Consider the following 23,563-nt stretch of genomic DNA (forward strand, 5'->3'; position numbering starts at 1 on the left):
TCACACCATCGCGTGAATCCGGGCGGTTTTCTCGCCGGCCGGCTTTCTCAGCCTCCCGTGCGTACGGCCCTGCCCACGTCCGCCCGGCGCTCCCCCGGTTCTTCGGTCGGGGAAGCGCCTCGGTCAGACCCTGACCTGGATCAGTGCGCGGGTCCCGCTCGTCCGCCAGCGCTGTCCCTCGGCGGCCACGAGGGCGGCCTCCTTCTGCGCGGTCAGGCCCACGATCACATCGGACTTGAGGGTGCGCAGGGCGGCGACCGGGCCGGGGAAGTACGCCGTGACCTCCGCGAAGGGCGTGGTGGGAGGCCAGAGCCGGTCGCCGACCAGGCGGCGGTAGTTGAGGTCGCCCTTGAGGAGGGTCAGGTCGGCGGAGGCGAAGTCGTCGCGCAGGTCGGCCGGCATGTCCGCGTACGGCAAGGGAGCGCAGGAGAAGGGGTGAGCGCGCAGGACGATGCGGCCGTCGGACAGTGCGGACCAGAGGCGGTGCCCGGCGTCGGTCTTTGCGGCGACCAGATGGCGTACGGCGTCGAGGGTGTCGGCGGTCGTGGCGTCCGAGACGAAGTACGGGTACGGCTTCAGGTGCAGTACGGCGCGGTCGAAGTGGCCGTGGGTGAGGAGATGGTCGATGAGGAGCAGGTCGGGGATCAGTTCGCGGCCCGCGTTGTCGGCGACCAGGCAGAGCGTTCTCGCGCCGGCGCCGGCGCCCGCGCCCCTGCCGGCGCCCGTCAGCAAGGACATCAGCGACTCGCTGTCGTCCGCGACCAGTTGGGAGTCGGCGGCGGTTGCGTCCTCCTCGGCGGTCTGGATGCGGAAGCCAAGGTCCGCGCGGTTGCCCCAGAGGGAGCCGTGCAGGAGGGCCTTGAGCTGGTCGGGGAGGGGGTGCTGGGCCAAGGTGCCGAGAGCGGTGAGTTCGGCGGCCGCCTCGGGGGTGTCCAGTTCGGCGAGCTTGAAGGGGCGGAACGGATCGGTGCCCTGCCACGGGCCGGGGCCGAAGTGGCCGACCGCGCGGAGGAGTTGGCGGTAGAAGCAGCTCTCGGCGACGAGGAAGGGGAGGGAGAACCAGGAGCGGCCGGCGTGGCGGCGTACGTTCCAGGTGTCCCACCAGTCGTCGTCGGCCGGTGGTTCGACGGTGCCGTGGAGGGTGTTCTTGAGCAACTCGTCGAGGGCTCGGCGCTGTTCGGGGCCGTAGGGCGTGGCGTCCTGGACCTTGCGGATGAGGGCGGGGTGCCGTTCGGCGAGGACGCTGTGCGGGAAGGAGGTGGGGTCGTCGCAGCGGATCACGGGGGCGGTGTCAGGCATGGCCGGGGGTCCCTCCGGGGCCGGAAGGCATGCCGGGCGGCAGGGAGACGCCCTTGACCTTGGTGTCGAGTTGCTTGCCGTAGCCGGCCTCGGTCCACACGTACTTCTTGAACTGCTCCGGCGTCAGCGGGCCCGGCCAGGGGCTGCCGCCGGGGTAGAACACCGACCCGCACGACGAGCAGTGGTGCGCGGGACGCCACAGTCGTTCGGCGTGCGCCTCGCCGGCCACGACGGCCTTCCGTTCGCGCCTCTCGCCACGGACCACCACGATGGTGCCGACGAAGAGCAGCACGGCGAGGAGCGAACCGCCGATCGTGTAGAGCGGTTTGTCGTTCTGTACGCCGCTGTAGGCGAGGCCGGCGCCGATGCCGGCCATCACCATGCCTTCGAGGAAGTGCACGAGGCTGTCGGATCCGTCATGCACGCCCGGGCTCCTCGCCAGCCGGTCGGTGAGGCCGCCGCGCCGGGACTCCGGATCGGCGCAGGCGTCGGCGACCGTACGCACCGCCGGGCCCGTACCGCCACAGCCGGGACACACCGCCGCGACCGGCTGCCCTTCGGGACGCCCGTACGTCTCAGTCTTCTCTGTCGACATGCACATACGCTAACGGTCGAACACATATGCGCCGACGGCCGACCGATGCCCGCTCGCATCGGTCGGCCGCCGGCAGTGGGGGGTGGCGGTCAGTGGGGGGTGGCGGTCAGTGGGCCCGGCCTGTCGGCCGAGGGCTCAGAAGGTCAGCTTCCAGCTGTTGAGCCGGCCGGTGTCCGCGGACGCCACGTCCTGGACCCGCAGCTTCCAGGTGCCGTTGGCGACCTCGCTGGAGGCGTTCACCGAGTAGGTGGTGACCAGGTTGTCGGCGGAGTCCGAGCTGGAGGCCTTGAGACGGTAGGTCGAACCGTCGGGGGCCACCAGGTCCAGGACCAGGTCACCGCGGTAGGTGTGGGTGATGTCCACGCCGACCTGGAGGGTCGAGGGCGCGTTGCCGGTGCGGCCGCTGACGGAGATCGAGGACTCGATCGCCGCACCGTTGTCCGGGATGGAGACGGCCGTGGCGTTGGTGAAGGTGGTGCCCCCCGTGGAGCCCCCGCCGGAGCCGCCGGTCACCGCCTGCACCGTCTTGGCTGCGTCGGCGAGGCCCGCGCCACAACCGCCGGAGCAAGTTCCGGGCAGAGCACGCGAGTTGGTCTTGATCGCGGACTCGATCTGGGCCGGGGTCAGCGCGGAGCTCGCCGACTTCAGCAGCGCGGCGAGGCCCGCGATGTGCGGGGCGGCCATGCTGGTGCCCTGGTAGTAGTCGTACGTCTCGCTGCCCGGGCCCGAGGCGCCGGTGTTCAGCGTGGACAGGATGCCGCCCGACGCGGTGGTGCGGGTATCGCCGCCGGGGGCCGCGATGTCGACGACCGAGCCGAAGTTCGAGTAGTACGAGCGGGAGCCGGCGCGGTTGGTGGCCGCCACCGAGATCACGTTGGCGCAGCTGGCCGGAGAGTAGTTGGCCGCGTTGGCGTTGCTGTTGCCCGCCGCGACGACGACCGTGGTGCCGCGGTTCACGGCGGAGTTGATCGCGGTCTGCGTCGCGGTGGTGCAGGCGCCGCTACCGCCGAGGCTCATGTTGATGACCTTGGCGACGTTGGTGTTGGCGGGGACACCGGAGACGGTACCGCCGGACGCCCAGGTGATCGCGTCGATGATGTCGGAGTCGTAGCCGCCGCACTTGCCGAGCACCCGCAGCGGGGAGACCTTGGCGCCGTAGGCGATACCGGCGACGCCCTTGCTGTTGTTGGTGACGGCGGCGATGGTGCCGGCGACGTGCGTGCCGTGCCAGGAGGAGGTGGTGGCCGTCCAGTCGGTGGCGCACTCCCCGTCCGAGGTCCAGTCGCCCGGGTCGGCCGGGTTGCTGTCACGGCCGTTGCCGTCGTTGGCGACAGCGGTGTCGGCGATGAAGTCGTAGCCGCCGACGATGTTCGCGGCGAGGTCCGAGTGGGCGACGTAACCGGTGTCGATGACGGCGACCGTCACTCCGGAGCCGGTCACCGTGTCCCAGGCGCCCGGCACGTTCATGCCCGCGGTGGACTCGTAGAGGTCCCACTGCTTGCTGTACTCGGTGTCGTTCGGGGTGGCCAGCGGCTTGTTCAGGCGGTCCGGGACGACATAGGCGACCTGCGGGTCGGCCTGGTACTCGGCGATGACGTCGGCGACGTCCGTCTTGGTGAGATCCTCGCCCAGGTCGACGAGGGCCGCGCCGCTGCCCAGCCGGCGCTGGAAGTCGAGGCTCTCGCCGGCCTCCTTGCCCTTGGCCACGGCGTCCGCGTCGGCGGCCTTGTTCGACTTGGCCTCGGCGGCGCCGGACTTGTAGCCGACGATCAGGCGCTCGGCGGTGGTACCGGGCGCGGCCTCGGTGGCACCGGCGACGGCGGGGGCCGCGTCAGCCTTGGCGGACGGGGCGGCGACGGCGACCGAGGAGGTCATGCCCGCCACCAGGGCGACGGAGACCGCAGCGACGGATATGAGCTTCCGTCCGGCGGTACGGGAGGGGGAGGTACGCAAGGGCTTCGCCTTTCGTGGCCTGCTCATGTCAGGGGAGGAGCGGCAATGAAACGCTTCTTCTTCGAAGCGGCGGGGGTCCAGAAAGGGTTGGCGCGAAGGCCGGCCAGGCGCGAGCCGTGCCACCAGGGGTTACCTATGGTTCGGCTGTGCGATGACATTAGGCAAAGCGCAGGTCATGGGGATACGGGGAAAACCCTCGACCCCCGGGGAACTCCCCTATGCCAGGCGGCAGTCGGGCCGGATGTGCCGCTTCGCCGGGTTTGCCGAGGCCTTGCCGATGCCCGGCGCATGGCTGGATCCGACCGGTCGAACACGGCCGCGGTGTTGAACGCGGCGCCCTCGGGTCCCGTACGACTCGGTGGACCGCCAGCCCCACCATCCCCTTGGATCGGACGTACCGGATGTACCGCTTGTCCGCCCGCCGCACCACCGGCCGAGGCACCACCGGCCGACGCACCGCCTGTCGCACGGCCGCCTGCCGCACCACCGGCCACCGCACCGCGGTCACGGCCGCCGCCGTCACCGTCGTGGCCCCGCTGATCCTCACCGCGGGGGCCGTCACCCCGGCCTGGGCGCACGGCGCGCCGACCGATCCGGTGAGCCGGGTGTCGGCATGCTCGCCCGAGGGCGGCAGTCAGGGGTCGGCGGCGTGCGAGGCGGCGGTCGCCGCGAACGGCGCGCCCTTCACCGCGTGGGACAACATGCGGATCGCCGGGGTGAACGGGCGCGACCGGGAGGTCGTCCCGGACGGGCAGCTGTGCAGTGGAGGGCTCGCGGACTACAGGGGTCTCGACCTGGCCCGCGCCGACTGGCCCTCGACCCGCCTCTCCCCCGGTACCACGCTGAACCTGACGTACCGGTCGACGATCCCGCACACCGGGACCTTCAAGCTGTTCCTGACGAAACCGGGCTACGACCCCACCGAACCGCTGAAGTGGTCCGATCTGCCCGGGAAGCCGTTCGCCTCGATCACCGACCCGCCGCTGAAGAACGGCTCGTACCAGTTCTCGGCGAAGCTGCCGGCGGACCGGGCCGGGCACCATGTGCTGTACACGATCTGGCAGAACACGAGCACGGTCGACACGTACTACTCGTGTTCGGACGTGGTGTTCCCGAAGGCGAAGCAGGCCAACTCCGAGGCGGGCGACGGGAGTTCGGCAAAGACGCCCGCCGGGAGCGAGGAGACCGCCTCCGAGAAGCCGGCGGCCGAGAAGTCCGAGCCCGCCACGACCGCGCCGACGGAGTCCACGCAGGCGCCTCCCGCCGAAGCCGCCGACAACGCCGACGACGACGCGCAGGCGGCCGACCCCGGCAGCCCCGTCGCCTCCACGACCGACGAGAGCGGCGCCCCCGTTCCGCTGGTCGCGGGCGGCGCCACGGCGTTGGCGTTGGTACTGGCCGTGGGCACCGCCCTCTTCCTCCGCGGACGCGGGCGCCGCTCTCGTATCAGCGACTGATCGGGCAGGCGATCCGGCCAGCGGTCAAGCAACCGACCGGTGTCTTACGTCAGTTGGTATAGGCCGTCATCTGTGCAGGCCGTCAGTTGTGCAGGCCGTCAGTTGTGCAGGCCGTCAGTTGTGCAGGCCGTCAGTTGGTGTAGACCGTCGCGCCGCCCTGGGTGGCGTCCGTGACGGGCGCGTACTTCGCCGTGAAGTAGCCGGTGGCGAAGCACAGGGACGAGCCGGAGGTCTTGGTGAACGGCTGGCTGGTGAAGTTGATGCTGTTGTCGTCGTTGCTGGAGGTGCCGGTGATGCTGGCCGCCTGGTAGACGCAGTTGATGGTGCCCAGCAGGGTGCGCAGCACGACGGTGGTCTGGAGGACCGAGCCCGCCGCCGGGCTGACGGTGACGACGCCGTCCGAGGTCACGGTGGTGGTGTAGGGCAGGTTGTTGACCGTGACGCCGGTGACGCCGAGCACGCCGACGACGTTGCTGGTGCAGCTGCCGAAGGTGTGGGCGTCGACCCGCTCGGTGGCCGTGCCGGGCGCGGCCGGGTTGTCGGTGACCGTGGCGGTGAACGTCGACTCGGCGCAGGAGACGCCGCTCGTGCCCGTCGCGCTGGAGTAGAACTTGCCGGTCGTACCGGACGCCAGCGACGCGTTGAGCACGTCGCCGACCGCGACCGCGTCACCGGCGAGGCCGCCGGTGGTGAGCACGGTGTCGGCGGCGGAGGCGGGGCTGACGGCGGACACCATCAGGGCGGCGGTGGTCGCGGCGAGGGCAAGGAGGGATCGCGTACGCATGGGGTGCCTCTTCTCAGGAAGCGGGGGCCGCAGGTGACGGCCCTCGGCAGGTGCGGGTGACAGCCCTCGGAAGAAGCGGGCTGCGGTGATTGCGCGCGGGAGGACACCGTTCGCGCGGGGGAACGCGGCGATGCCGCACGGCGCCGAACGGTCGCTGCCGATCCGTGACACGCCTTCTCCGTACGTGACGGATCGACAGCGACTGCCGGAGGAACCGGACACGGCCCAGTGGAGGGGAAGGCGACCGTGCCCGGCACCGCGGCGAGGGGGTGGTGCTGCGTCGGGCCGCGCAGTGCGTTCAGGTGGTGTCACCCACACCCCGCCTGCGACGAGGAGTTCGGGACGGTGACATGCGCTGCGCGTCGGATCCGGCGCCACGGATCCGTGGGGGAAACCCGGGAGAGTTGTAGACCTGCTGGAGAGTCAACGTCAAGGCTGCATACGGAAGTTGGTGAGGGCCAGAGGTCGCGGCGAGGGCCGAGACCGAAGGCCATGGGCCACAAAACCAAAGGTGAGCGATGTTCACCTTTCACAGGTGTCGCACAACCGACATCCTTTTGTCACAAGCGCCTTGACCCCTGAAAGTAACCACCGGTAACTTCCCAAATGGCTACTGCGGCGTAACGAGTAAGCCCTTGCACCCACGGGAGGTGCACCCAGGTGTGCGCCGCAACCGCTGTCCGCGCCAGGACAACGTGCCGTCGAAGCCCCATTTGCGATATCTGCAATGACTTGGAAGTCCAGGGAGCACACATGGCCTCGTCCTCGGACGCCGCGGCGTCCACCAACGAAAGACCCGAGGGTCCCGAAGCGTCAGGCAGACGCGGGCGGGTCCGCCTGAAGCGCGCCGCCGTGATGGCGGTGCCGGCCACGGCGGTCGCCGCCGGTCTCATGATCCTCACCGCGCAGGGCGCCCTTGGCGTCCAGTTCGCCATCTCCGGTATGCCGTTCGTGGTCACCGCCGACAAGCTGGAGGGCGAGGGCTTCGCCCAGTTCGGCTCGCTCGACCACATGATCGAGAACAGCCCGAACGAGGGCGACACCGGCGGTCAGGTGCTGGTCGTGACCTCGGTCGTGAAGAACGGCAAGCTGACGAACCTCTGCCAGAGCGTCGACCTCGGCGGCATCCAGCTGGTCCTCAGCGCCGGCAACAAGGGCACGCCGGTGAGCGTGAAGAACCTGGCGATCGACTCCGACGACATCTCGGGCGACGCCTCGTTCAACAACATCGAGATCGGCCGTGACTCCAGCACGTTCGACAAGGTCGACCAGCAGGGCCCGCGGGGTGTCTACGGCCAGCAGGCCGACTCGGTCGTCATCACCGACCTGTACCAGCACAACTACGCCGCCACCGCGGCCGTCTTCAAGCTGCCCGACCTGCACATGAGCTTCACGAGCGAGGGCTGCCCGCAGTGAGCCGATTCCGGGAATGGAGAGGGCACCGGCCGTTCGCCGGTGGTCTGCTGCTGGTGCTGGGCGGGGCCGAGATCCTGGTGACCATGAAAGCGCCGCTTCCGGTCATCCTGAAGATCGGGATGCAGGGCCTCGCGGGTTATCTCCTGCCCTCGCTGATGATCGTGTGCGGGTCGCTGATCATCTTCAACCCCGCTCAGCGCCTGTTCTACTCCATCCTCGGGATCATGCTCTCGCTGGGCACGTGGCTCACGTCGAACATCGGCGGGTTCGTCGTGGGCCTGCTGCTGGGGGCGATCGGTAGCACGCTGGCCTTCGGCTGGCTGCCGGACCAGGAACCCCGGCGGAAGCGCTCCGCGAAGCCGAAGGGACAGCCTGAACAGCACGCCGCAGAGCTCGGGTAGGTGAGGCTGTTCGGCGGGTGCGGGTTGTTCGTGGTTGTTCGCGCCCACGCGGCGGAGCCGCAAATCGATACAGCCCCGCGCCCCTTTAGGTGGGGCGCGGGGTCCGGCGTTTACAGGGCGGCCGTGACTGCCGCCTCGGACAGGGCCGAGCGGAGGCGTTCCGTGTCGGTCCAGTAGCGGTCGTGGGAGAGCGGGACGCGCCAGTAGAGGCCGGGGCCCGAGGTACGGCGCAGGGGTGGGACCGCCACGTGGCTGCCCCGGCCGAGGACCTGGACGTCGGCCATCCGCCACTCGGAGGCGTCGCCCGGTGGCACCAGCCAGTACATGATGCCGCCGTAGCCGTCCTTGATCACAGCGCCCGACTCGTCCCCGAGGGACTTCAGCGCGAGGGTGCCGAGGGCGACCGGGACGCGTATCGCGTTCCACCAGCGCCCGGCCGGCACGGTGCGTACTTCGGGGCTGTAGGAACACATCCAGCGCGGGGCCCTGCTGACAGTCATGGCACTCACCGGCTCTTCGTGGGGGTGAGGCCGATCCTAGGGTCCTGTCCAGGACCCAACTTGCGAGTACGCGCAGGGAAGTTGACGCCGTACGCAGCGCGCGGCGCGCGTTCTCGCCCTGCGACGCTACCGGGCCGTAGCGTAACGGGGCTTCCACGTTGTGCTGTTGGACCGTACTCGACTCGACCGCAGGAGGACCCCCCATGGGCCACCCGAGCCCCCTGGTGATTGACGCGACCGGCCGTGACATCCACGGTGAGGCCGCCCGTATCCGCGAGACGGGTCCGGCGACCCGGGTCGTGCTTCCGGGGCCGCACGATGTCGAGGCCTGGGCCGTGAGCAGCCCCGATCTGCTGAAGCGGCTGCTCACCGATCCCCGGGTGTCGAAGGACCCGCGGCAGCACTGGCCGAGGTTCGCCGCCGGTGAGATCACCCCGGAGTGGCCGCTGTTCACCTGGGTCGCGGTGCAGAACATGTTCACCGCGTACGGCGGTGACCACAAACGGCTGCGGATCCTGGTCTCCAAGGCGTTCACGGCGCGCCGGACGGCCGCGCTGCAGCCACGCGTCGAGGAGATCACCAAGGAGCTGCTCGACCGGGTCGAGGAGGGCTTCCGGCGCGGGGTGACGGTCGATCTGCGGCAGGAGTTCTGCTACCCGCTGCCGATCCAGGTGATCAGCGAGCTGTTCGGCCTGCCCGAGGAACGGGGGCTGGTACTGAAGGAGTTGGTGGACAAGCTGTTCGACACCTCCGCCGCGCCGGGCGAGATGAACGCCGCCTACGAGCGGATGTACGGCGTGCTCGGCGAACTCGTCTCCGCCAAGCGGGAGTCGCCGGGCGACGACCTCACCAGCGGGCTGATCGCGGCCCGCGACGAGGACGACACCCGACTCAGCGAGCAGGAGCTGCTGGACACCCTGGTGCTCATGGTCAGCGCCGGGCACGAGACCACGGTCAACCTCCTCGACCAGGCCGTGCACTCCCTGCTGACCCACCCCGAGCAGCTCGCCCATGTCCGGGAAGGGCGCGCGACCTGGGACGACGTGATCGAGGAGACGCTGCGGGTCCAGGCGCCGGTGGCGAGCCTGCCGCTGCGCTATGCCGTGGAGGATCTCGACCTCGCCGAGTTCGGCGGTCCCGAGGGCGTGGTGATCGCCAAGGGCGACCCGATCCTGGCCGCGTACGCGGCCGCCGGGCGCGACCCCGAGCGGCATGGGAAGGACGCCGACGTCTTCGACGTCACCCGTGCCGACAAGGAACACCTCGCCTTCGGCCACGGGGTGCACTACTGCCTGGGCGCTCCGCTCGGCCGTATGGAGGCCCGCATCGCGCTCCCGGCGCTCTTCGAGCGGTTCCCGGTGCTCGAACTGGGCGCCGCCGAGGAGGAGTTGGGGCACGTGGAGTCGTTCATCTCCAACGGCCACCGCCGCCTGCCCGTGCGCAAGGCCTGAGCAGGCCGTTTTTCGCCCCCGCCGCCCCTACCCGTCCCATCCCCCAGGGGCTGCGCCCCTTCGACCCCCAGCCGCGGGTCCGTCGTGGTTGCTCGCGCAGTTCCCCGCGCCCCTTTCAGGGCGCGGGGAACTGCGCGACAAGCCCCCACCCACCCGCACCCGAACAACCCACCCTCGGGGTCGAAGGGGCAGCGCCCCTGGGGATGGGACGGGTAGGGGCGGCGGGGGCGACCGACGGGTGTTCCCGACCGTTCCGCTACTCGCCGCGCCACCAGGACAGCAGCCGGGCCCAGCCGCTCCTCGGGCGAGTGGGCTCCGCCGGGCGGGCGCCCGCAGCGCTGACGTACGAAGCCGAGCGGCGCATGGGCGATACGGGCTCCTCGGCCGCCGCCCCGACCACGGGTGCCGACGGGAACGTCACCGGCAGCGCCGCGAGCGCCCGGTGGAACGGGCCCGGGCGCCACTCCAACTCGCCCACCGGTACGGCGAGTTCGACGTCCGGCAGCCGGTCGAGGAGCTTCTCCACCGCCACCGACGCGATCAGCCGGGCCTCGCTCTGCGCGGGGCAGTTGTGCGGGCCCGCGCTCCATGCCAAGTGGGCCCGGTTGCCCGCGCGCTGATCGTTCGTCAGGGCCGGGTCGGTGTTGGCGGCGGCCAGCGAGACGACGACCGGGTCGCCGGCCTTCAGCAGCGCCCCCTCGTACCTCACGTCCCGCTTGGGGTAGTGCACGGCGTAGTTGGCCATCGGCGGGTCGGTCCACAGCACCTCGTCGAGCGCGTCCTCGACGGGGAGGCTGCCGCCGGACAGGTCGCCCGCGAAGCGGTCGTCGGAGAGCAGCAGGCGCAGCCCGTTGGCGATGAGGTTCTGCTGCGGCTCGGTGCCCGCGCCCATGAGGACGACGAGCGTGTGGATCATCTCCTCGTCGGTGAGCCGGGCCGGATGCAGGGTGAGCCACGACGTCACGTCCGGCCCGGGCTGGTTCCGCTTCAGCGTGACCAGTTGGAAGAGCGTCGCGGTGAGCAGTTCGTTGGCCCGCTCGGCGTCCACCCCGTCGAAGATGGCGGACATGCCCTCGACCAGCTTCAGCCCGAGCTCGGCCGGGCAGCCGAAGAGGTGGTTGAAGACGAGCAGGGGCAGGACCTGGGCGTACTCGCCGAGGAGGTCCGCCTTGCCGGTGGGTGCGATCCGGTCGATGAGGGTGTCGGCGCTGCGCTCGACATAGCCGCGCAGGATGTGGGGCTCGACCCGGGCCAGACTGTCGGTGATGGCGCCGCGCAGCCGCCGGTGCTCCTCGCCGTCGGCGAACAGGGCGTTGGGCCGGTACATCATCATCGGTACGACGGGGCTGTCCGGGGGGACGGTGCCGTCGTTCAGGTCGTTCCAGCGGCGGGGGTCCTTGGCGAACGTCTCCGTGCTCCGCAGCACGTGCAGGGCGGCCTCGTACGAGGTGACGAGGGTGGCCTTCACCCCGGGGGCGAGCTCCACGGGCGCGGTGGGCCCGTGTTCGCGCAGCCGCCGGTAGGCGGCGGCCGGGTCGGCGGCGAAGGCGGCGCCGTACATGGGCTCGTGGGCCGGGCAGCCCGGGGGCGGGCCGGACGGCGATGCGGGGGTCACGCGTGCTCCAGTTCGGTCTCACGGCTGAGCAGGTACTCGACGAGGGAGATCAGTGCCCGGGTGGAGGAGTCCGGGTCGCGGGCGTCGCAGCGCACCAGCGGGGTCTCGTCGAGCAGGTCGAGGGCCTCGCGCACCTCGTCCAGGTCGTGCACGGGGGCGCCGTCGAAGTCGTTGACGGCGACCGCGTACGGCAGGTCCAGCTCCTCCAGGACGCCCATCACGTCGAAGGAGTGGGACAGGCGCCGGGTGTCGGCGAGGACCAGTGCGCCGAGGGCGCCGCGGGTCATGTCCTGCCAGAGCTTGGTGAAGCGCTGCTGTCCCGGGGCGCCGAACAGGTACAGCACCAGGGAGTCGTCGAGGGTGAGCCGGCCGAAGTCCATGGCGACCGTGGTGGTGGTCTTGTCGCGGGTGCCGGCGAGGTCGTCCACGAGGGCGCCGGCCTCGGTCAGGACCTCCTCGGTGCGCAGCGGCCGGATCTCGGAGAGTGTGCCGACGAACGTGGTCTTGCCGACCGCGAAGTGACCGACGACGAGCAGCTTGACCGCTGTCTTCACCGTCGGCCGCAGGTAGACGTCGTCAGAGGCGGGCGCGGAGCCCATCGAGGACCTCCTGGAGGATTCTGGCGTCGGACGGCCGGGCGGCCGATGGGGGTCCCCCCGCGTGAGTCCATTCGATCGTGGGGGCGGGTGCGCGGGTGACGATGTGGCCGCTGTCCATGAGGTCGGCGACGAGCACCTTGGTCACGCTGACGGGGAGCCGGAGATGGCCCGCGACCTCGGCGAGGGAGAGCGCGCCGTGGCGGCACAGCTCCATCATCCGGCGCTTCTCCGGGTTCAGTCCGGACAGCGACAGGTCGGTGGCGCCGATCAGCAGCGTGACCAGGTCCAGGGTGTTGCGGGTCGGATGGGCGCGGCCGTCGGTGACGACGTAGGACCGCACCAGACGCCCTTCGGGCCGGGGGCGGGGCGTCATGCCCTGCTGCCCGTGTCCAGCCGCGCCGGGCTGGTCAGTTCCCTGCCGAGCCGGTCGACGAGTTTGTGCATGCGGTAGGTCACCGCCTCCATGTCGACCTCGTCGCCGGTGGACACCGCGAGATAGGCGCCCTCGCCGGCCGCGACCAGGAAGACGAAGCCGTGCCCGAACTCGATCAGGGTCTGCCGCCACGGGCTGTCCGTCGAGCCGCAGAACTCGGCGGTGCTGCGGCTGATCGACTGGAGTCCGGAGAGCCCGGCCGCGAGGCGTTCGGCGTCGTCGCGGGCGATGTCGGCGGAGTGGGCGCGGAGCATGCCGTCGGCGGAGAGCAGGATGGCGTGCCGCGCCTCGGGGACCTTCAGCACGTCGTCGAGCATCCAGCCCAGCTCGTTGTTCGTGGGCTCGATCATGCGTGGGGGGTCCCTTCGTTCTCGTGGGGGGCGGTCCGCGCGGAGTCGGCGGGGTCGGGGGCGTACTCGTCCTCGTCGAGGATGCGTCCCGCCGCGCGGCCGAAGCGGGTGCCGCGGGCGAAGGCGCCCATGAGGCGGGCGTTCTCCTCGGGCGAGCGGCCGGGCATGTCGTCGGCCGTCGCGGGCTCCGGCTCGGGGGCGGCCGTCCGCTTCGGGGTGCGCCTGCGGCGCTTGGGCAGTCCGCCCTCGGTGGTGCCCTCGGGGGCGCTGTCGGCGCGAGCCGGGCGGGAGGCGGTGTCGGTGTCGGGTGCGGGTGTCAGGTCGATCTGTGGCTCCGGGGCGGCGGGCTCCAGGTGGGTGAGCAGCGCGGCGGGCAGGAACGCGACGGCGCGGACGCCGCCGTACGGCGAGCGGGTGTCCACGGAGACGGTGAACCCGTAGCGCCGGGCGAGCACCCCGATGACGGCGAAGCCGAACTGGGGCGGGTCGTCGAGGCGGGTGACGTCCACCTCGCTGCGTCCACTGAGCAGACGGGTGGCGCGCTCCACGGCCTGGCCGTCCATGCCGACGCCCGCGTCGTCGATGACGACGCACGCGCCGTTGTGCACGTTCTGGACGTTGACCTCGACCGTGGTGTTGGGCTGCGAGTGCCGGGCCGCGTTGTCGAGCAGCTCGGCGATCGCGAGGACGACCGGTTCCACGGCGCGGCTCTCCACCGCGATGTCGACCTGGCCGTGGACGCGGACGCGCCGGTAGTCGCGGATGCGCGAGGTGGCGCCCCGGGCGACCTCGACGAGGGGGGAGGTGGCGCGCTGCCGGCCGGGCCAGGAGCCGCACAGTACGGCGATGGCCTGGGCGCGGCGGCCGAACTGGGCGTTGGTGTGGTCGACTTCGAGGAGGTCGCGCAGCACGTCGGGGTCGTCGTGCCGGTCCTGCATCTCGGAGATGGCCACCTGCTGCTCGTTGGCGAGGGCCTGGATCGAGCGCATCGACGCCTTGAGGGCGGCCTTGGCGGACTGGTCGGCGCGGGCCTGCGCGTGCTCGACGGCGCCGGAGAAGCGGGCCAGCACCTCGTCCAGGCCCTTGCCGAACTCCGTGTCGGCGAGCTGGGCGTCGAGCGGTCCGACGCCCGGCAGGTTCTGGCCGGGACGGTCCGCCAGGGCCGGCAGCCGGACCGTGACCAGATGGCGCAGCTCCTCCTCCCGGGCCCGCACGCCGTCGGCCAGGACGGCGTTCCGGCGGCGCTGCCGCCTGCTGATCCCGTGCTGGCGCAGCAGGAGTACGGCGGTGGCGAGCAGGGCCGCGGCCAGGGCCCAGGTCACCGCCTGCGGTATCGGTTCGGTCATGAGGTCCACGAGTCCTTAACGCCTCAAGTCCCCAGGCGTCCGCAGGTCCGGGACGCCGGGCGGGAGTTGACGGAGCGCCCGACGCTAGCTCGGCGACCGCTCGGGTACTTTCCGTGACGCGCACGGAAGTTGCCACAGGGCGCATGAGTGGCGCAAGGGGCGCGCAGGGCTCGTGACACTGACCCCGGCATATTCGGCCACCTCGCCCGAGCGGCACGGCAACCGCTTGCCACGCTAGGGTGCCTTCCGGGTCCGACCGGATGGTAACTATCTTTGATCAAGCAGAAGTTGAAGATTTTCCCGCCGGGGACCGTAAGAGACCACAAGGACGGGGTCGGGAGCCGGCACAGGGGAGGAGCGGCGTTGCCCGCGGGAAGCTACAGCGTCGAGACGCTGACCACCGAGGAGTTGGACCCGCGCGAGCGTGCCGACTTCTGGACCGAGCAGATCGGCTCGTACCAGTCCCGGATGGGCTTCAGGTACGCCCAGTCGGACAACTTCCGCGGCGAGACCGTCCGTCAGCGCACTGACACGTACCAATTGGTGAAGTACCGGTCGGACGAGATCGAGTACACGCGCACACTGCGCCAGGTCCGCCAGGACCCGGACGAGGACTACCGGCTGCTGCTGCCGATGAGCGGCGAGATAGTGCTGCGACAGGACGGCGAGGAGGCCCGGCTGACCCCGGGCACCGCGGCGCTGGTCACCTTCGCCTCGCCCTTCCAGTGCCTCCAGAGCGACGCCATCGACGCGTTCATCTTCACCATCCCGGCCCGCGAGGTGGACGGCCGGCTCAACGCCAGGTCACCGGTCGCCAGTGGTCTGAACCTCTCCTGCGGCCTCGGCCGTATCGTCGGCTCGATGCTGACCGGTCTGCACGAGGAGCGGGAGCACCTCACCGACCCGGAGTTCAACGCCGTCTCCGACCGGGTCGTGGAGCTGGTGTGCATGCTCACCGCCGGCGACGACCGCCCCGACACCCCGGGACAGTTGGGCGAGGTGGAGACGATGGTCCGTCGTCATGTGCGCGACCACGCGGCCGACCCCAACCTCACGGGTACGACGATGGCGCGCGCTCTCGGCTGGTCGCTGCGCCAGATCCAACTCGCCCTGCAGAAAGCGGGAACCACACCCCGCGAGCTGATCCGCGAGGAGCGACTGCGCCTGGTCCGGGACCACTTACTGTGCGCGAAGTGCGAGCACATGACGATCACGGATCTCGCCTACTCCGCCGGCTTCTCCTCCGCGAGCGCCCTGAGCACGACCTTCCGACGGCGCTACGGCGTCAGCCCACGGGAGATGCGCCAGAGCATGCGTTGACTCAACTCCTCCTTGGAACAAGGCAGTTCGGCAAAGGAGCCGCACCGGGGGGACGACCCGGCGAGTAGGTTCTCACACCTGCCCCTCCCGAACTTCCGTTGAAGTCTAAAGCTTAGTCAAAGCATAGCCAGTCATGTCGATCTTGCTCGCCCTCGTCGAGCCGAGCGCCACCTCGTCGATCCGAGCACCCCTTCGCAAGCGGGCGCACCGTATGTTTTCCGCCTTGTTGGTGTGAATGTTGCCGGGATTCGGCGTGCGCACCGTGTGCGACCGGAGGTCCCGCGCGGCCACCCGGGCATGCCATAAGCCCAGTTGAGGGACGATTGCACAGCGGCCAAGCGGTGTGAACCCGGCGTACCGCGCCGGCCGGAACGGCCCGGATCGCGTTCCGTCGGGACGGAACCCGCAGGTGGTCAGCCGCCCGACAGCCCCTCTTTCACAGATGGTGCGGCGCCCTCGCCGAGGTGTGAAGAACTGTTGCGGCGCCACCCCGTGAAGAGACGGTAAAAAGGCGTCGCAGACCCTTGCCGCCGCTGACGGCACCTCAGGTGACAGACCTCCCCTGAGCGTCTAGGACCGCTGGTCAGATAGTTGACGTTCTTCGCTACTCTGTCGCGTACTGGCTGATCGAGAGGACTCCGATGCCTGAACCCCCACCCTTCGCAACGACCCCGGATCATGGTCGGCCGGACACGACGACGCCCCCGCGTCGCCACCGGCACGGAAAGACCGGGGCGTCGGATTCCGCGGATTCCTCTGCGCCGCAGCCCCGGCTGACGCGGCTCGCCGTACTCCCCGCCGCGTTCATGGCCGGAATATCCACCGCCGTCACGGGCACGGTCCTGCGGCTGCAGGAGGGCACGGCCGACGCAGCCACCTGGGGTGTGCTGGCGGGCGGCGCGGTCCTCGGCTGCGGCTGCCTGGCCGGTGCCGTGATGGCGGCGAAGTCCCGGGCCAGGACCGATTCACGGCGCGTCGAGTCGCTGCGGCAGGCCGTCACCACCGGCAACTGGGCGCTCGACGAGGACCTGACCCGCCTCAAGCGGGGCGAACAGTTGGCGTCCCGCGGCTTCGCCTACCAGGCGCCACGCGCCGAAGACCCGTACCAGCAGCTGGAGTACGACGTCACGGCGGCGCAGCACCGGGCCAGGGAAGCGCTGATCTGGGCGGCGAACTACTTCCAGGCCGCCTCCGACGACAACAGCGACAAGGTCGAGGTCTTCGTCAACCTCGCCCGCCGGCTGCAGTCGCTCGTCCACCGCACCATCCGTGAGCTGGACGATCTGGAGAACCAGGTCGAGGACCCGGACCTGCTCCGGCGCATCTTCGGCATCGACCACCTGGCCACCCGAATACGCCGGCACGCGGAGAACCTCGCGGTGCTCGGTGGCGCGGTCTCCCGTCGCCAGTGGACCAATCCAGTGACGCTGACCGAGGTGCTGCGGTCCTCCATCGCCGAGGTCGAGCAGTACTCCCGCGTCAAGCTGGTGCCGCCCATCGAGGGCACCCTGCGGGGCCACGCGGTCGCCGACGTCATCCACCTGCTGGCCGAACTGGTCGAGAACGCCACCATGTTCTCCCACCCGGACACCCAGATCCTCCTGCGCTCCCGCCGGGTGACCGCCGGCATCGCCATCGAGGTGGAGGACCGCGGCCTGGGCATACCCCAGGAGGACCAGGACCGGATCAACACGCTGCTCTCCGACCCGGCCCGCATCGACGTCGCCAAACTGCTCGCCGACGGCCGGATCGGTCTGTTCGTGGTCTCGTCCCTGGCCCGCCGGCACGGCATCGCGGTCCAACTGCAGGGCAACATCTACGGCGGCGTCCAGGCGATCCTGGTGCTTCCGCAGGGGCTGCTGGGTCAGGAGGAGGGGCAGGCGCCCGTCCAGGCGCCGGTCCAGATACGGCCTGCCGCCCCCCAGCCGGCGCAGGCGCCGCCCGCGCCCGCTTGGGAGACCCCGTCCCACTCGGCTCCGCCGGTCGCCGTACCGGCCCACGCGCACCACGCCGGTCCCCCGGTCGCCGTGCCCGCCCAGGCCGGCCCCCCGGCCGGCGTGCCGCAGCGGTCGGCCGCCCCCGCGCCGCCCCCGCCGGCCGCCCGGCACGAGCGGGCACAGCCGGTCTCCGACGTACGGCCCGAGTACCGCCCCACGGGCTACGACCGCCCGTCGGCCGCACCGCACGGGTCCCGTCCGTCCGGCAGGCCGATCCTGCCGAAGCGCCGTGCGATGGAGCATCTGGCCCCCGAGCTCCGCCACGGTCCCGCGCGTCCCGAGACCAACGAACAGGACCTGAACTTCAGCCCCGGCCTCCTGGCCGGAATCAATCGAGGCTTCGGTCTCGCCGGCGCGACCTCCGACGCGATCCCCGTCGACGACACGCGCTGGGCCTCGCCCCAACCGCAAGGAGAAGAACCCCACCATGGTGAGCGATAGCCATCCCACCGGACAGAACATCGACTGGCTGCTGGAGAACCTCAAGAAGACCGTCCCCGGTACCCGCCAGGTGCTGTTGCTCTCGTCCGACGGCTTGAGCAAGGCACATGTGGATCTGGGCGCCGACGACGCCGACCGGCTGGCCGCGATAGCCTCCGGGCTCAACTCCCTGGGCCGTTCCTTCGGCCACGACAGGGTGCTGGGCAACGGCGGCACCGTCCGCCAGGTCATCGTGGAACTGCACAACGGCATCCTCATCGTGGCCTCGGCGGGCCACGGCGCCGTGCTGGCGGTCACCGCGGACTCGTCGACGCACACCGAGACGCTCGGCTACGAGATGGGCATGCTGATCCGGGCCGTGCAGCCGTTCCTCGCCACGCCGGCCCGCCGCTCCACCACCGCACCGTCCCGCGCGGGGATGTGACGCGGTGACGGACGAGATGTTCCTGGACGAGGAGGCCGGACGCTTAGTCCGGCCGTTCACCGTCAGCAACGGGCGCACTCGGCCCTCGACACCGTTCGACCTGCTCACCCTGGTGATGGCCACCGGCATCCAGCCGAGCATCGACCTCGGCCCCGACCACGACATGGTGCTCGGCCTGTGCGTCAGGCCGGTGCCGGTGGTCGAGGTGTCCGCGCGGATGAACCTGCCGGTCGCCGTCACCAAAGTCCTACTGTCCGACCTAGTGCAGCACGAGGCGCTCACCGCACGGGCGCCCCGTGCCGTCGAGGCGGCCTCCGCCGCCAACCGAGAAGTTCTGGAGGCGGTGCTTGATGGCCTACGCGCACGACTCTGACCCTTTCCCGACCGCCCTCAAGATCCTTGTAGCGGGAGGATTCGGGGTGGGCAAGACGACCTTCGTGGGCGCGGTCAGCGAGATCGCGCCGCTGAGCACCGAGGAGGTCATCACCACGGCCAGTGTCCGCACGGACAGCCTCGACGGGGTGGAGGACAAGTTCACCACCACGGTGGCCATGGACTTCGGCCGGATCACCCTCGACTCGAACCATGTCCTGTATCTGTTCGGTACGCCCGGGCAGGAACGATTCTGGTTCATGTGGGACGAACTGTCCGACGGGGCGCTGGGCGCGGTGGTGCTCGCCGACACCCGCCGGCTCGACGCGTGCTTCCCCGCGGTGGACTTCTTCGAGGTGCGCGGCATCCCGTTCGTCGTGGGGGTCAACGAGTTCGACGGTGCGTACGAGTACTCCACCGAAGAGGTCCGCGACGCCATCGGCCTGAAGTCCAACGCCCCGATCGTGTTCTGCGACGCCCGGCACTGCAGCTCCGGTACGGGTGTGCTCGTCGAACTCGTGCAGCATCTGCTCGGCATGACCCCCGGCGTGGCGACGCACCAGCCACCCGTGCTCCGTTGATTCTTGCTCAACCCAGCCGACCCCGAACGGAGTTCTCATGAACAGCCCCTACACCTCCTATGAGCCGCCGCTCGACCGTCTGCTCCTGACCCCGGAGGATCCGGCCGCCCCGCAACGCGCTGCCAGGCTCACCCAGCTGGGGCTGAACACCCCCCGGGCCGAGTTCGACGAGTTCGCGCGCCGGCTGGCCCTGGAGCTGGACGCGCCGTACGCGATGGTCAACTTCGTCGACGACAGGCGCCAGTTCTTCGCCGGGCTCTACACGCCCGACGCCGGGCCCGTGAACATCGCGCAGGGGCAGGCGGCCGAGACCTCGATGAGCCGGGAGATGCGCCTGGATCACGGGTTCTGCCCGCACACCGTCAAGCGGACCGCGGCGCTGGTGCTCGACGACGTCTGCGACTACCCGCGGTTCGCGGGCAACCCGGTCGTCGACGAGATCGGCATCCGCTCCTACATGGGCGCGCCGCTGGTCGACACGCTGGCGGGGATCAACCTCGGCACGATCTGTGTCGTCGACACCGACTCCCGGACGTGGGGGCGGCAACGGCTGGAAATCATCAAGCGCATGGCCCAGGAGATGTCCGACCAGATCCAGGTCATCGCCGGCGGCAACTGAGCCCCGCCGGGGCACCGCCGGGCCGTGGGTCGAGGGGGAGCGGGCCGCCGGGCATCCGGCTCACGAAAGCCGCGGACACGACGTTGTGTCCGCGGTTTCTCTGCTGCCTAGCCCACCGGACTCAACTCCGCCTCCCGCGGCTCGACCTGCGGGGTACGGACCAGATCGGCGAGCCGCTCGGACCACTGGCCCTTGTTCTCGCCGAGCGCGAACTCGCCGAGCCTGAGGCCCTGGATCTCGGAGGTGCCGGCGGGGGCGTAGATGTGGAAGGCGTCGCGCAGATAGCGCTCCACCGGGCGGTCGGTGAACAGGCCGCAGGCCGCGTGCATCTTCACGGACGCCTGGGCGGACTCGATGGACGACTCGACGTTGAAGAGTTTGGCGGACATCAGCTCGACGTCGCAGGGCCGCCCGTGGTCCAGCAGATGCGCGGCGAGATAGGCGCTCTGCCGCGCGAGGGTGAGGCGTTGCAGCATCCGCCCCAGCTCGATCTTGATGTTGGGGAGGTGCCCCAACGGCTTTCCGTAGCGGTTCACTTCACCGCAGTACCGGGCGGTCTCCTCGAACACCGCCTGGTGGATGCCCAGGGACACCGCCGTCAGGTTGAGGCGGCCGTAGAGCACCGACGACGAGTAGGCGACGGCCAGTCCGTCGCCCTCCTCGCCGAGCCGGTTGGCGGCCGGCACCCGGCAGTTGTCGAAGATCAGCTCCCCGAAGCTGAAGCCGTGCAGGCCCATGGCGGGCACCTGCTCGGCGAGGGAGAAGCCGGGCCGGTCGGACTCGACGAGAAACGCCGTCATGCCCTTGGAGCCCGGGCCGGTGCGGACGACGACACCGTGCACGTCCCCCACGTGACTGTTGCCGACGAAGACCTTGCGGCCGTTGAGCAGGTAGTCGTCGCCGTCCCGTACGGCGCTGCTCTCCATGCCGGCTACATGGCCCCCCGACCCCGGCTCGGTGACCGCGATGGTCGGCAGCACCTCTCCCGCGGCGATCCTCGGCAGCCAGCTCCGCTTCTGGCTCTCGTCCCCGAAGTGGATGATCTTGGCGACACCGAGCTGGGAGGCCTGGACCATCGCCCCCATCGCGCCGCTGACCCGGGACAGTTCCTCGATGATGATGGTTTTGGCGAGATGACCCGCGCCCATGCCGCCGTAGACCGGGTCGATCGTGGCGCCGATCCACCCCTGCTGGGCAATGAGCCTGGAGAGCCCCACCAGAGCGGTACGGGAGGCCTCCATCTCGGGTATCAGCGGTCGTACCACACGCTCGGCGAACTCGCGTACACGCTGCCGTAGATCCTCGTGGTCCTGTGTTGTGAAGACGTGTTCCACGCCAAGCCCTTCTCGCGTTTCCCCGCGCCCGGGGAGGCGCGGAGGCTGTACGTCAGGCTGTGGTTCCAAGGGGGGACCTGGCCGACGTGCAACATGGTCTACAAATCAACCTCTCACGCCAAGATCATCTAGTGGGTTTGGCCGAAACATGGGCTGTTGAAATCTGAGCTCCAATGTGGGAGACGAGGATGGCGATGTCCGCATTTTGATACTTTCCGAGTCGAACTTGTCCGGTTCCCCCGGCCCGGAATCGGGCAACCGCCGACCTGCACCACCAGGCACACCCGGTTCGGGGCGCGTCCCCTCGGCACTGTGCACCGCCAAATACCAAACTGCCGGGCCGTCTGCGCAGGTTTGAGCAGGTCGACACAGATTTTAGGCCACGCCTTCACGCGCCCGATGTGGCCGGGTAGTGCCGATCCTGAGGGCTTGCTGTGTCGACAAGTCTGCTTCCGCTTGGCCCGCCGGAAGCACTCGCTCCGCCGAGCCGTCCCGAGCCCGCCGCGTCGGCCTCCGGAGACCTCGTCAATTGCTGCCGCCCTGCGGCAGGTTGCGGTCGGAGGGGTGCTGACGACGGGGCTCGGGTCCTGATACCGTTCCGTCCGCCCGCTGACATCCGCCGACGGCGCGTCAAGCCGGAGCACCGGGGATGCCGGGCACCTCGCAGCACCCTTATCGCCATCGGATGTTCGCTGTCGTACGAGGAATCAGATGCCAGGCACCCTCCCCCGCGCTCGAACGGACTCGCGCGGAGGGACCCCCAACGGCCGCACACGCAGCACGACACGGTGGCCCGGATGAGCGGTGAGACACCCCGCACCGAGACCGACGCCCAGCCTCTCCCCCAGAGTCTGCCCCGGCGGCCCCGGAGCGCGTCGCCCGCGCCACGGCTCCGTGCGGAAACGGCCGAAGCGGCCGAAGCGGCCGGGGAGAACGACGACGCCGAGGACACACTCCGCCCGGACACCCTGGCCCGTGCCATGGTGGCGATCCAACGGGGCTCGCTGCGGGCCCGGCTCGCCGGACCGGACGACACCGACGACCGGCGGACACCACGCCCCGGCCCAGGTGCCGACTGACGGGCGCTCCCCCCGGCGCCCGACGACCCGGTGCCGCTCCGGCGCCGACCGACCGTGAGGAACACGCAGGACATGACAGAGCAGGTACGACCCGGTCCCCAACTGGACTGGCTGCTGGACGGGCTCGTGGAACGGATACCCGAGATCCGCTGCGCCATCGTGCTGTCCGGCGACGGCCTCCTCATCGGCAAGTCGAAGGACATCCGGTTCGACGACGCGGAACACCTGTCCGCGGTCGGCTCGGGCATGCACAGCCTCGCCCGGGGCGTGGCCCGTCACTTCCACGGCGGCGAGGTCCAGCAGACGGTCATCCAGATGGAGCGGGCGTTCCTCTTCGTCACCTCCGCCGGCCGGGGCGCGCGGCTCGCCGCCATCGCCTCGGAGGAGGTGGACGTCGGCATGATGGCGTTCGAGATGGGCACGCTGGTCAAACAGGTCGGCAAGTACCTGAGCGCGGCGCCCCGTTCGGAAACCCCGTCCGGTTACGTGCAGGACGCGTGAACCGCGACGGCGGCCGGGCCCGGAACTCGTCGAAAGGGTGATGGATGGTGTCCGTCAGCTCCCAGCCGGTCGTACCCACCGCCCTGAAGATCCTCATCGCGGGTGGCTTCGGCGTCGGCAAGACCACCATGGTCGGCTCGGTGAGCGAGGTGACCCCGCTGGCGACCGAGGAGCACATCACCGCGGCCGGCCGGCGCGTGGACGATCTGAGGGGGGTCGAGAAGAAGGTCTCGACCACCGTCGCCCTGGACTTCGGCCGGATCACCATCTCGCCCGAGCTGGTGCTCTACCTCTTCGGTACACCGGGCCAGGACCGATTCTGGTTCATGTGGGACGACCTGTCCTCGGGTGCCCTCGGGGCGGTGGTCCTCGCCGACACCCGGCGGCTCGACACCTCCTTCGCCGCGGTCGACTTCTTCGAGTCCCGCGGCATTCCGTTCGCGGTCGGCGTCAACTGCTTCGACGGCCGCCGTGAGGTCGACGCCGAGCAGGTCCGCCAGGCGCTCGACCTGGCGCCGACCGTCCCGGTCCTCCTCTGCGACGTACGTCAACGCCAGTCCAGCAAGGAGCTGTTGCTGGCGGTGCTCGGCGCGGCCCGCCGGAAGATGGAGGCCCGGCTGGTGGCGGCGGGACTCCGCCCGGGCTGAGGCCCGGGACGCGGTCCCGGGCTGCCCTGGCCGAGACTCGAGGCGCGGC

At 70.4% G+C, this 23,563-nt stretch carries 24 protein-coding genes; 13 read left to right on the forward strand and 11 right to left on the reverse strand.

What is annotated here, in order from left to right:
- Nucleotides 1-123: 123 nt before the first annotated feature.
- The 3 genes from JIX56_RS09600 to JIX56_RS09610 form a co-directional block, all read right to left on the reverse strand.
- Nucleotides 124-1,299, reverse strand: coding sequence for a damage-control phosphatase ARMT1 family protein (locus tag JIX56_RS09600; protein WP_257538748.1), 1,176 nt, complete (start codon nt 1,297-1,299; stop codon nt 124-126).
- Entirely contained in the window at nt 1,292-1,894 is a 603-nt protein-coding gene (locus JIX56_RS09605) for a hypothetical protein (RefSeq protein ID WP_257538750.1), read from the reverse strand. The genes JIX56_RS09600 and JIX56_RS09605 overlap by 8 nt, the downstream gene beginning before the upstream one ends.
- A 135-nt stretch (nt 1,895-2,029) precedes the next feature.
- Nucleotides 2,030-3,847: a S8 family peptidase gene (locus JIX56_RS09610; protein WP_257538752.1), complete on the reverse strand. Its 1,818-nt coding sequence runs from the start codon at nt 3,845-3,847 to the stop codon at nt 2,030-2,032.
- Between the two features lie 401 nt (nt 3,848-4,248).
- Here JIX56_RS09610 and JIX56_RS09615 point away from each other — a divergent pair, with 401 nt between their 5' ends.
- The gene (locus tag JIX56_RS09615) at nt 4,249-5,304 is read left to right on the forward strand and encodes a lytic polysaccharide monooxygenase auxiliary activity family 9 protein (RefSeq protein ID WP_257538754.1); all 1,056 of its coding nucleotides are present in this window, start codon (nt 4,249-4,251) and stop codon (nt 5,302-5,304) included.
- A gap of 130 nt (nt 5,305-5,434) precedes the next feature.
- On the opposite strand, the gene JIX56_RS09620 is transcribed toward JIX56_RS09615, so the two are convergent.
- The gene (locus JIX56_RS09620) at nt 5,435-6,088 is read right to left on the reverse strand and encodes a Tat pathway signal sequence domain protein (protein WP_257538756.1); all 654 of its coding nucleotides are present in this window, start codon (nt 6,086-6,088) and stop codon (nt 5,435-5,437) included.
- A 753-nt stretch (nt 6,089-6,841) separates the two neighbouring features.
- On the opposite strand from JIX56_RS09620, the gene JIX56_RS09625 reads away from it, so the two are divergent.
- A complete protein-coding gene (locus JIX56_RS09625; RefSeq protein WP_257538758.1) occupies nt 6,842-7,504 on the forward strand; it encodes a DUF6230 family protein in 663 nt (220 codons plus the stop codon).
- A 44-nt stretch (nt 7,505-7,548) separates the two neighbouring features.
- On the forward strand, nt 7,549-7,905 hold the full coding sequence (locus JIX56_RS09630) for a DUF6114 domain-containing protein (RefSeq protein WP_443032029.1): 357 nt from the start codon (nt 7,549-7,551) through the stop codon (nt 7,903-7,905).
- Nucleotides 7,906-8,015: 110 nt separating this feature from the next.
- Here JIX56_RS09630 and JIX56_RS09635 read toward each other — a convergent pair whose 3' ends face one another.
- Entirely contained in the window at nt 8,016-8,405 is a 390-nt protein-coding gene (locus JIX56_RS09635) for a hypothetical protein (protein WP_257538762.1), read from the reverse strand.
- A gap of 203 nt (nt 8,406-8,608) precedes the next feature.
- On the opposite strand from JIX56_RS09635, the gene JIX56_RS09640 reads away from it, so the two are divergent.
- The gene (locus tag JIX56_RS09640; protein WP_257538764.1) at nt 8,609-9,856 is read left to right on the forward strand and encodes a cytochrome P450 family protein; all 1,248 of its coding nucleotides are present in this window, start codon (nt 8,609-8,611) and stop codon (nt 9,854-9,856) included.
- Nucleotides 9,857-10,112: 256 nt separating this feature from the next.
- On the opposite strand, the gene JIX56_RS09645 is transcribed toward JIX56_RS09640, so the two are convergent.
- The 5 genes from JIX56_RS09645 to JIX56_RS09665 are packed head-to-tail and all read right to left on the reverse strand — an operon-like array spanning nt 10,113 to nt 14,199.
- Nucleotides 10,113-11,417, reverse strand: coding sequence for a cytochrome P450 (locus JIX56_RS09645; protein WP_257550799.1), 1,305 nt, complete (start codon nt 11,415-11,417; stop codon nt 10,113-10,115).
- 50 nt (nt 11,418-11,467) lie between these two features.
- Nucleotides 11,468-12,070 (reverse strand): GTP-binding protein, encoded by a 603-nt coding sequence (locus JIX56_RS09650; RefSeq protein WP_257538766.1) that lies wholly within the window; start codon nt 12,068-12,070, stop codon nt 11,468-11,470.
- Nucleotides 12,048-12,443, reverse strand: coding sequence for a DUF742 domain-containing protein (locus JIX56_RS09655; RefSeq protein WP_257538768.1), 396 nt, complete (start codon nt 12,441-12,443; stop codon nt 12,048-12,050). Before JIX56_RS09655 ends, JIX56_RS09650 begins: the two co-directional genes overlap by 23 nt.
- Nucleotides 12,440-12,853, reverse strand: a complete 414-nt coding sequence (locus JIX56_RS09660; RefSeq protein WP_257538770.1) for a roadblock/LC7 domain-containing protein — start codon at nt 12,851-12,853, stop codon at nt 12,440-12,442. Before JIX56_RS09660 ends, JIX56_RS09655 begins: the two co-directional genes overlap by 4 nt.
- On the reverse strand, nt 12,850-14,199 hold the full coding sequence (locus tag JIX56_RS09665; RefSeq protein WP_257538772.1) for an ATP-binding protein: 1,350 nt from the start codon (nt 14,197-14,199) through the stop codon (nt 12,850-12,852). The genes JIX56_RS09660 and JIX56_RS09665 overlap by 4 nt, the downstream gene beginning before the upstream one ends.
- A gap of 363 nt (nt 14,200-14,562) precedes the next feature.
- Between JIX56_RS09665 and JIX56_RS09670 the strand changes: the two genes are divergently transcribed.
- From JIX56_RS09670 to JIX56_RS09695, 6 genes are all read left to right on the forward strand, one after another.
- Nucleotides 14,563-15,519 (forward strand): helix-turn-helix domain-containing protein, encoded by a 957-nt coding sequence (locus tag JIX56_RS09670; protein WP_257538774.1) that lies wholly within the window; start codon nt 14,563-14,565, stop codon nt 15,517-15,519.
- Nucleotides 15,520-16,160: 641 nt separating this feature from the next.
- Nucleotides 16,161-17,957, forward strand: coding sequence for a sensor histidine kinase (locus JIX56_RS09675; protein ID WP_257538785.1), 1,797 nt, complete (start codon nt 16,161-16,163; stop codon nt 17,955-17,957).
- Nucleotides 17,944-18,381: a roadblock/LC7 domain-containing protein gene (locus JIX56_RS09680; protein ID WP_257538787.1), complete on the forward strand. Its 438-nt coding sequence runs from the start codon at nt 17,944-17,946 to the stop codon at nt 18,379-18,381. Before JIX56_RS09675 ends, JIX56_RS09680 begins: the two co-directional genes overlap by 14 nt.
- Before the next feature lie 4 nt (nt 18,382-18,385).
- Nucleotides 18,386-18,754: a DUF742 domain-containing protein gene (locus JIX56_RS09685; protein WP_257538789.1), complete on the forward strand. Its 369-nt coding sequence runs from the start codon at nt 18,386-18,388 to the stop codon at nt 18,752-18,754.
- The gene (locus tag JIX56_RS09690; protein ID WP_257538799.1) at nt 18,732-19,334 is read left to right on the forward strand and encodes a GTP-binding protein; all 603 of its coding nucleotides are present in this window, start codon (nt 18,732-18,734) and stop codon (nt 19,332-19,334) included. The genes JIX56_RS09685 and JIX56_RS09690 overlap by 23 nt, the downstream gene beginning before the upstream one ends.
- A gap of 37 nt (nt 19,335-19,371) precedes the next feature.
- Nucleotides 19,372-19,953, forward strand: a complete 582-nt coding sequence (locus JIX56_RS09695; protein WP_257538801.1) for a GAF domain-containing protein — start codon at nt 19,372-19,374, stop codon at nt 19,951-19,953.
- Nucleotides 19,954-20,060: 107 nt separating this feature from the next.
- Here JIX56_RS09695 and JIX56_RS09700 read toward each other — a convergent pair whose 3' ends face one another.
- Nucleotides 20,061-21,287 carry an acyl-CoA dehydrogenase family protein gene (locus tag JIX56_RS09700; protein ID WP_257538803.1) on the reverse strand — a complete coding sequence of 409 codons (1,227 nt, stop codon included), beginning with the start codon at nt 21,285-21,287 and terminating at the stop codon, nt 20,061-20,063.
- 797 nt (nt 21,288-22,084) lie between these two features.
- On the opposite strand from JIX56_RS09700, the gene JIX56_RS09705 reads away from it, so the two are divergent.
- The 3 genes from JIX56_RS09705 to JIX56_RS09715 all read left to right on the forward strand — a co-directional run bounded on the left by JIX56_RS09705 (nt 22,085) and on the right by JIX56_RS09715 (nt 23,514).
- Complete coding sequence (locus JIX56_RS09705) at nt 22,085-22,366, forward strand: hypothetical protein (RefSeq protein ID WP_257538805.1); 282 nt, start codon at nt 22,085-22,087, stop codon at nt 22,364-22,366.
- Between the two features lie 72 nt (nt 22,367-22,438).
- Nucleotides 22,439-22,867 carry a roadblock/LC7 domain-containing protein gene (locus JIX56_RS09710; protein ID WP_257538807.1) on the forward strand — a complete coding sequence of 143 codons (429 nt, stop codon included), beginning with the start codon at nt 22,439-22,441 and terminating at the stop codon, nt 22,865-22,867.
- 44 nt (nt 22,868-22,911) lie between these two features.
- Nucleotides 22,912-23,514, forward strand: a complete 603-nt coding sequence (locus JIX56_RS09715; protein ID WP_257538818.1) for a GTP-binding protein — start codon at nt 22,912-22,914, stop codon at nt 23,512-23,514.
- Nucleotides 23,515-23,563: the final 49 nt, after the last annotated feature.

The organism is Streptomyces sp. CA-210063, from assembly GCF_024612015.1.
Lineage (GTDB): Bacteria > Actinomycetota > Actinomycetes > Streptomycetales > Streptomycetaceae > Streptomyces.

Coding starts and splice junctions, on each gene's coding strand:
- JIX56_RS09650 (WP_257538766.1), bottom strand. CDS start 12,070: ATGGGCTCCGCGCCCGCCTCTGACGACGTCTACCTGCGGCCGACGGTG.
- JIX56_RS09715 (WP_257538818.1), top strand. CDS start 22,912: ATGGTGTCCGTCAGCTCCCAGCCGGTCGTACCCACCGCCCTGAAGATC.
- JIX56_RS09605 (WP_257538750.1), bottom strand. CDS start 1,894: ATGTCGACAGAGAAGACTGAGACGTACGGGCGTCCCGAAGGGCAGCCG.
- JIX56_RS09655 (WP_257538768.1), bottom strand. CDS start 12,443: ATGACGCCCCGCCCCCGGCCCGAAGGGCGTCTGGTGCGGTCCTACGTC.
- JIX56_RS09705 (WP_257538805.1), top strand. CDS start 22,085: ATGAGCGGTGAGACACCCCGCACCGAGACCGACGCCCAGCCTCTCCCC.
- JIX56_RS09665 (WP_257538772.1), bottom strand. CDS start 14,199: ATGACCGAACCGATACCGCAGGCGGTGACCTGGGCCCTGGCCGCGGCC.
- JIX56_RS09680 (WP_257538787.1), top strand. CDS start 17,944: ATGGTGAGCGATAGCCATCCCACCGGACAGAACATCGACTGGCTGCTG.
- JIX56_RS09710 (WP_257538807.1), top strand. CDS start 22,439: ATGACAGAGCAGGTACGACCCGGTCCCCAACTGGACTGGCTGCTGGAC.
- JIX56_RS09635 (WP_257538762.1), bottom strand. CDS start 8,405: ATGACTGTCAGCAGGGCCCCGCGCTGGATGTGTTCCTACAGCCCCGAA.
- JIX56_RS09625 (WP_257538758.1), top strand. CDS start 6,842: ATGGCCTCGTCCTCGGACGCCGCGGCGTCCACCAACGAAAGACCCGAG.
- JIX56_RS09615 (WP_257538754.1), top strand. CDS start 4,249: ATGTACCGCTTGTCCGCCCGCCGCACCACCGGCCGAGGCACCACCGGC.
- JIX56_RS09645 (WP_257550799.1), bottom strand. CDS start 11,417: ATGTACGGCGCCGCCTTCGCCGCCGACCCGGCCGCCGCCTACCGGCGG.
- JIX56_RS09640 (WP_257538764.1), top strand. CDS start 8,609: ATGGGCCACCCGAGCCCCCTGGTGATTGACGCGACCGGCCGTGACATC.
- JIX56_RS09675 (WP_257538785.1), top strand. CDS start 16,161: ATGCCTGAACCCCCACCCTTCGCAACGACCCCGGATCATGGTCGGCCG.
- JIX56_RS09690 (WP_257538799.1), top strand. CDS start 18,732: ATGGCCTACGCGCACGACTCTGACCCTTTCCCGACCGCCCTCAAGATC.
- JIX56_RS09660 (WP_257538770.1), bottom strand. CDS start 12,853: ATGATCGAGCCCACGAACAACGAGCTGGGCTGGATGCTCGACGACGTG.
- JIX56_RS09620 (WP_257538756.1), bottom strand. CDS start 6,088: ATGCGTACGCGATCCCTCCTTGCCCTCGCCGCGACCACCGCCGCCCTG.
- JIX56_RS09695 (WP_257538801.1), top strand. CDS start 19,372: ATGAACAGCCCCTACACCTCCTATGAGCCGCCGCTCGACCGTCTGCTC.
- JIX56_RS09600 (WP_257538748.1), bottom strand. CDS start 1,299: ATGCCTGACACCGCCCCCGTGATCCGCTGCGACGACCCCACCTCCTTC.